The following is a 7,194-nucleotide window of genomic DNA, read 5'->3' as shown; positions in this document are numbered from 1 at the left end:
GTCACGTTTCGCTTTGGCCTGACGGTCCTGCGCCGCGCTGGCCATGATATCCATCGTCTTGGCGGTGATCGCCGGGTCCGCCCCAGCCTTCAAAAGGGCACGCACCGCGTCTGCTCGACCTCTTGCAGCGGCCGTCATGAGTGGGGTCTGCCCCCACGACGGTTCCGTCGCGTTCACGTCGCCGCCCGCCGCAATCAGGGCGGAGATCGTACCCGGCATACCGGCCACCGCGGCCAGGTGCAACGGTGAGGCCCCGTCGGCGGTCACGGCGCGCGCATCCGCCTTCGCGGCCAGGAGCGCGCGCACCACGCCAGTGGCACCGCTCTGGCTCGCCACGTGAAGCGGTGTGTAGCCGCCGACCCTCGTGGTGGCCGACACACGGGCTTTGGCCCGCAGCAGTACGACAGCCAGCGACGAATCGCCACGAGTGGCGGCCCAGTGCAACGCCGTCATCCCGTCGCCTTGCGCCACGTTCACGTCAGCCCCGGTGGCCACCAGCGCGCGTACCGCCGCGCCATCGCCGCGCATCGCAGCATCGGCCACCGGCGCCGCGGGGGGGAGCGCGATCGGCAGTCCACCGGGGACGCCCAGCGCGATCACGCCGAACACCTTGAGCATCACTCGATTCATACGACGTTCGCTCCGCTTGGTCAGAGACAGGTCACAGACAGATCAGAACGCGAATGCACCGGTGCTATCGCCAAACGTGTTGATGTCGTCCATGCCCAGTTTGTGCATGAGACTGAGCATCACGTTGGCCATCGGTGTGCCGTCGGGCGCCTTCAAGTGCTGATTACCGGAGGCGAGTCCGTGGCCGCCACCGAGTAACAACAGCGGACAGCGACGATGGTTGTGCGTGTTGCTGTCCGACATCGGTGAGCCGTACACGATGGTCGTGTTGTCGAGCAACGGCGTATCGCCGTCCATCGTCGTCTTGAGCTTCTCGAGCAGATACGGCAGCAAGCTCACATGGTAGCGGTTGATCTCGGCGAACTCGCGCACGCGGGCCGGGTTGTTGCCATGGTGCGACGACGGGTGGAAGCCGGTCGCCACGCCGCTGTCTGGATACACGCGCGCCGAGGCATCACGTCCCATCTTGAACGAGAACACACGGGTCATGTCGCTCTGCAGCGCGAGCACCTGGAGGTCGAACATGATCTTCACGTGATCGCCGAAGGAGTCCGGCACACCGGCTGGCGCGCCGGCCAGCTCGCGTTCCTCACCGGACGCGTTGCGCGCCTCGACCTGCTGAATGCGCCGCTCGATTTCGCGAATATTCTCGAGATACTGTTCCATACGCCGTCGGTCACCAGCGCCGAGCTGACGGTTGAGCTGCGACACGCGACCCGTGATCCAGTCCAGCACACTACCCGTACTGCGCGTGCGATCCGCACGTTCGGCCGGGGTGCCCCCGGTGCCGAACAGCTGCTCGAACGCCACCCGCGGATCGCGGATCATCGGCAGCGGCTCGGTGGGCGAGCTCCAGCTGATCGAGTCGGTGTACATGCAGGAGTAGCCGTAGGCACAGCCGCCGGCGCGATCGAGCGGTTCGATGCACAGCTGCATTGACGGAATCGGCGTCGCCTGTCCGAAGCGCTGCGCGTACATCTGGTCGAGCGACGTGCCCGCAAAGATGTCGGAGCCTTCCGTCTGCGTGGGATGCGCCTGCGTCAGGAACACAGCGCTCGAGCGGAAATGATCACCACCGATCTCTTCCGACTTGTACGCCTCGGCCATGCGGACATCCGTGTTACTCACGATCGTGGCGTACTTGCGCCATGGTTCCAGCGGCGACAGCGACGTCGCGCTGAGATCGAAGGCGCGTCCGGTCGTTGGCGGAGCCCACAGATGTTCCGTGAGGCCGAACGGACTGCAGCCGGCCGCCCCGTGCACCATCTCGAGGCAGAGCAGGCGCGCCGGATTGGCCGGGGCACTGGCGGCAAAGGCCGTCGTGGGAATCATCGCGTCCAGATACGGAAGCGCGACCATCGTGCCGAGTCCCTTGAGGAACGTGCGGCGCGGTAGTGGTTGGCGGCTGATGAACGCCATGTGGCGGCTCCTTACCGGGACGTCGAGGACGACGCGCCGGATGGCGCATCGGTGGCTTTCGGAACAACACCTTCCGCGCGTTGCATGCGGAACGCTGGACTACGAACGACACCAAGGATGTAGGCCGACATGCGATGCTCCTGCTTCGACGCATCGCGCACAATCGCGCGCACCGACGGCATGTCGTACGCTTCAATCCGACGTCCGATCGCGTACGCCATCAGGTTGCGCGTGAACGTACGAAGCAGCGCATCCTCGCGGCGCAGCAAGGCCGCCTGCAGCTCGGCCACGGTGCTCGCCGTGCTCCCATCCCACAGATCGCCGCGCGAGTCGATCGGCATGCCGTTGTCGCGCACGCGCAGACGTCCGGTCACATCGTACTGCTCCATGGCGAGACCGATCGGGTCCATCATCTTGTGGCAGCTCGCGCATGCCGGGCTCTTGCGGTGTTGCTCCATGCGCTCGCGCACGGTCAGCAGGCGCCCCGATGCGCTACCGGGCGTGGCTTCGAGATCCGGGACGCCCGGGGGCGGCGGGGGGGGCGGTGAATTGAGCATGACTTCCATCACCCACTTGCCACGCTCCACCGCCGACGTACGACCGGCATGCGAGGTCAGCGTGAGGACGCTGGCGTGCGACAGCACGCCACGCCGTCCAGCATCAGGATACTTCACGCGCCGGAACTGTGGTCCAACCACGTTGGGCATGTTGTAATGCTGCGCCAACCGTTCATTCACGAACGTGTAGTCGGCACGATACAAATCGAGCAATGGGCGATCACGGCGCACGAGATCGTCGAAGAAGATTTCTGTTTCCTGTCGCATGGCGCTGCGCAGCTGCTCGTCGAAATCGGGATACTGCCGCACGTCGGGCTGCACGATGTCGAGATCCGGCAACCGCAGCCACTGCGCCGCAAAGCGCGTGGAGAGCGCCTTCGCTCGCGGGTCGGTGAGCATGCGACGGACCTCGCGCTCGAGCCCCGCGGTCTGTGAGAGCGTGCCCCGGGTGGCGGCGGTGAGCAGCGCCTGGTCGGGCGGTGCCGACCATAGAAAGAAGGACAGTCGTGACGCGAGGTCGATGTCGCGCAGCTTGTAGTTCGCCCCGGCCCCCACGTCACGTGGCGCCTGTTCGAAACGAAACACGAAGTCGGGGCTCGCCAAAATACCTTCGAGCGCCGTCCGCACACCGGTTTCAAAGTTGCCGCCTTTGCGACCCGCGTCGTATAGCGACATCAGTCCAGCGCGATCTTCATCCGTGAGCGGACGTCGATAGGCCATGGTGCCCAATCGATTCACAATCGACTGCGCGCACGGCCGTTCAACGGTGACTGTGGCCGGACGGCAGCTGAAGATGTGTTTGCGCACCGACGTCTCTGACACGCCGGTCACCGCGTACGGGCCATTTACCGTGAGTTCGCGCAAGTGCGGCAACAGGGAGAAACCGTACGCCACCGCATTCGACGTGCTGTTCAACGACCACTTGAGCGGGCTGATGAGATCCTGCACCACGCCCTGAAACGCGGCCGGCACAAAGGCGGCGGCAATACGATGCGGCCCGGCCGTGATGCGAACGCGCTCGCTACCCATGGACACGCCATTTGGATCGGAGGCATGCATGAAGCGGTCGATACCGAGTAGCGCCACGCGCTCGCCGTCCACTGAGATCTCGATCTGCTCACCGCGCGCGAGGCCACCGGCGAAAGCACCCGTGGTCTCGTGAAAGAAGTTCACGTCGAAGCGATACTCTCCGTCGGCGGGGAACGTATGCAGCACCGCCATACCACCGCGCGTACCGAACGGCGTGCCCTCCACATGGTCCACCTGCGATGCCATTTTCGGCATCGTGTACGTATTCGACACGGCGCTCGCCGCCGCGTTGCCGATCGCCAACCGGCTGAGATCACTCGCCGCCCGCAGGTACGCGCTCAGCAGCGTGGGGGAGAGCGCCTGGACGTCGGCGATATTGTCGAAATTGTCGCTCTTGGTGTCGGGCGGGAGATACGCGGTCGCGTCGACCTCGAGCTTCAACAAGTCGCCGATCGCCGCGCGATACTCCGCACGGTTGAGCCGCTGAAAGGTGCGTCGCCCGGGATTCGGATGCGCGATGGCACTCGCGTCCAATTGTCGTTCCAGCGAGGTGACCAGCGCATCGAGTGTGTCCACGCTCGGTCGCGCGGAACCCACCGGCGGCATCATGCCGGAGCGCAACTTCGCCACCACCTTCTCGGCGACATCGGCTTTTGCGTCAGGTGCCCCCACGTCGAAATCGGCGAGCGAAAGGTTCCCTCGCCGCATCGTCGGGTTGTGGCATTTCTGGCAGTATTGCTTCACCACGGCATTGAGCTCGGCGGGCGCCATCCATGGCGCCGGCGGCGCCCTCAGGGCCCCCGCCTTACGCGCAACGGAGCGTGGCAACACCGGATGACCCAAGGCGCGAGGCGCACTCGGGGGATCGGTTGGCCGAGAATCGCTATGGCCGGGTAGGGCGACGGCGAATGAGAGCGTGACCGCCAGTGCGGAGATCGCCTTCATGCCTGACCTCGTGCGGGGGGGAACTACGGAGGGGACGTACGGGAGGAACCGCCAGCATGGAACAGTCGGGCGCGAAACCCGGGATAGCAACAAGATAACGCGTTCTTGCGTCAACCCGTTGACGCCCAGTCCGAGCGGGTCAAGCTTGCGAGGGCGGCGTAGTGCTCACCGCCCTCCCCCCGGCTCCCGGAGTCTCTCGTGCTGCGCTGTCTCGTTCCCCTGCTGGCAATCGGCTGTGCCATGATGGGAAGCACCCGCACGGTTTACGGGCAGACACCACCACCGGTGGCCGCAACGGCGGCGTCCTCCACCACGGTGCCGGTCGCCGCGGCGCCCCATGCCGACAGCGTCGCCGCGATGCTGCCTTTCGCGCGCGCACATGCGGCGCTGAATGCCCTTCGAGAGCGCGCTGACGCCCAGTACGCCGACCCCAAGAACAAGAAGCCCGAGGTCTTGGCGGAGCTGCGCAGCAAGTACCGCGTGGAGCGGGAGCGGCTACTGACGGCGCAAGGGATGACCGAGGCGAGCTACGTCGTGCTCACCCAACGCATTAGCGGCGACGATAGCGCGCGGCTCGCCTTCGATGCCGCGCTCGCGAAAATCATCGCGAAGTAGCTCGTTCCCGGCGCGCTCGCTGTCCGACCACCCACGCGATCACGCCAGTCACGATCCCGACCGGGACGAGCCACCTCGTGGGGCCGGCAATGGCTCCGATGTCCGCGTACCGCGCGCCGATGCCGCGCAGCGCCCACGCCACAACCAACGGGAAGAGCCAGTTGCCGCGGTGCCACGCCATGATCACACCGAGCATCGTGGCGACGATCATCATGGCCACGGCCCACGTCGATTCCGCAATGCCAAAGCCGCGCCACGCCACGGCGTGCGCAAACTGAAAGCTGTTCACAATCAGCGCCACCGAGATCCACGCGAGGTAGAGGTCTTGCGGCCAGATCAGGAAAGCCTGTTCGGCCAGCGTGATGCGACCGCCCTGACTGTTGCCACCTGGTACGCGTACACGTTCGCCGATGGCAACCAACGAGACGAGAAAAGTCACCATCACCAGCAGGGCCAGCGCGAACTGCCCGAACGAAAAGAGCGAGATCCACGCCACGTTCAGCGCGCCGGTCACGCTCCACCAGATCCCGAGGCGCTGCACCGCGCGTTCGGCCCCAACGGTGGGGAGCGCCTGATAGATCGCCGAGGCAATAAGCCCGAGATAGATCAGACTCCAGATGCCGAACACGTAGTCGGCGGGCAGAACCAGCGAGCGGTAGCGGTTGGCGATGTCGCCAATCGAAGCCCCACTCATTACCCCCGTGGCGGCGAGGCCGTTGAGCGCGATGACCACGACCAACGTGAGCACGTTGCCCGCCTTTCTGCGTGTCAGCGACATGGTCAGAGACATTGGCGGGGGAGTCATGAGAAAGGAACAGCGCATCGGCTGCAGACAGGATAACATTCCGGGTGTCGTGAACAGCGACATTCCGGGCGCGTGCCTTCAATAGAACGCTTGGCGTCTCACTCGTCGGAGGATGATCGGATGTACGGGATCTTGATCGGTACGCACAACCTGCTGGCGTGGGCGGTTCTCATCGTCGGTGTGCTGGTGATCGCACGGGCCATCAGCCGCAGCGCCACCTGGTCGGAGGCCGACACGGGTTTGGTGCGGAAGCTGACATTGCTGGTGCACCTGCAGTTGCTGGCCGGTCTTGGTCTCTGGTTCGTGAGCCCAGCGGTAACCGCGGCGCGAGGTGCGATGAGCGACACGATGAAGGATCCGGCGCTCCGTCGCCTGGTCGTCGAGCACCCCTCGTTGATGATTGTCGCGGCCATCGCCGCCACCGTGTCGGGCGTGCTCGTGAAGAAGGCCTCGGGCTCGGCCGCCAAGGCGAAGAAGGCGCTCATCGGCACGCTGATCACGCTCGCGCTGGTGGCGGCGGTGATCCCATGGCAGCGCCTGATCGCGAAGTGGACCGAGGGGTGATCGGGCAACCGGATGGAACAACGAACCCCGCAGCGACCAAGGTCGTTGCGGGGTTCGTTGCCTTCTATCATCAGTCGGGGCGACAGGATTCGAACCTGCGACCTCGTGCTCCCGAAGCAAAGGATGGCGCCGGTCGGAGGATCTCATCGCCGCACATTCGACACGCTGACCGCCCAGGCAATAGCCATGTACCTCTGGGACCGTTTCGTGGCTGGAGTGGTCCCGTCGGCTAAGCGTATGCCGCTGCCGTCGCCAGTGGGGCGGTACGTCCGCGTCGTGCGGCGAGAGTTTAGTTGGCGCCTATTTGGCAGCGGGGCGCGACACGGCTTGGCGCGGACTAGGACACATCTACCCGAATCGCCTGAATGCCCCAGGTTTCGGTAGATGGAAATTTCTCGCCGTCAAAGTGGTCGACGGGTATGTTTTAGGCTTAGCCTGCCGCATTTTAGAAACTGACGCGATCTCGCTTAGTGTACTCTGTGACATTCGCGACTCGGGCCACGAGCCAACCGTTACATCGACTCACTGCACATGGACACCTCTGCAGGCGCTCCGACCACGACTACCGATCGGCTGAATGTGCCGAGTACGGCAATCGAGCTCTTTCCGTCCAACTACCTGCGTGAAGTA

General features: G+C 64.9%; 6 protein-coding genes. 2 read left to right on the top strand and 4 right to left on the bottom strand.

Annotated elements, in window-relative coordinates:
- From ACLL97_RS16120 to ACLL97_RS16110, 3 genes are all read right to left on the bottom strand, one after another.
- A partial coding sequence (locus ACLL97_RS16120; protein WP_411281502.1) for an ankyrin repeat domain-containing protein occupies positions 1 to 630 on the bottom strand: 630 nt, incomplete at its 3' end.
- 42 nt (positions 631 to 672) lie between these two features.
- Entirely contained in the window at positions 673 to 2,049 is a 1,377-nt protein-coding gene (locus ACLL97_RS16115) for a DUF1552 domain-containing protein (RefSeq protein WP_411281501.1), read from the bottom strand.
- Between the two features lie 11 nt (positions 2,050 to 2,060).
- Entirely contained in the window at positions 2,061 to 4,580 is a 2,520-nt protein-coding gene (locus ACLL97_RS16110) for a DUF1592 domain-containing protein (protein WP_411281500.1), read from the bottom strand.
- A gap of 198 nt (positions 4,581 to 4,778) precedes the next feature.
- On the opposite strand from ACLL97_RS16110, the gene ACLL97_RS16105 reads away from it, so the two are divergent.
- On the top strand, positions 4,779 to 5,195 hold the full coding sequence (locus tag ACLL97_RS16105; RefSeq protein WP_411281499.1) for a hypothetical protein: 417 nt from the start codon (positions 4,779 to 4,781) through the stop codon (positions 5,193 to 5,195).
- Here ACLL97_RS16105 and ACLL97_RS16100 read toward each other — a convergent pair.
- Positions 5,182 to 5,985 carry a tryptophan-rich sensory protein gene (locus tag ACLL97_RS16100; protein WP_411281498.1) on the bottom strand — a complete coding sequence of 268 codons (804 nt, stop codon included), beginning with the start codon at positions 5,983 to 5,985 and terminating at the stop codon, positions 5,182 to 5,184. The genes ACLL97_RS16105 and ACLL97_RS16100 overlap by 14 nt on opposite strands.
- 135 nt (positions 5,986 to 6,120) lie before the next feature.
- Here ACLL97_RS16100 and ACLL97_RS16095 point away from each other — a divergent pair, with 135 nt between their 5' ends.
- The gene (locus ACLL97_RS16095; protein ID WP_411281497.1) at positions 6,121 to 6,564 is read left to right on the top strand and encodes a hypothetical protein; all 444 of its coding nucleotides are present in this window, start codon (positions 6,121 to 6,123) and stop codon (positions 6,562 to 6,564) included.
- The last annotated feature ends 630 nt before the right edge of the window (positions 6,565 to 7,194 follow it).

Origin of the sequence: Gemmatimonas sp. (assembly GCF_046594945.1) — a bacterium.
In the GTDB taxonomy this organism is placed as follows: domain Bacteria; phylum Gemmatimonadota; class Gemmatimonadetes; order Gemmatimonadales; family Gemmatimonadaceae; genus Gemmatimonas.
Note: the sequence above shows the minus strand (reverse complement) of the source record. Positions and strands in the feature narration are given on the sequence as shown.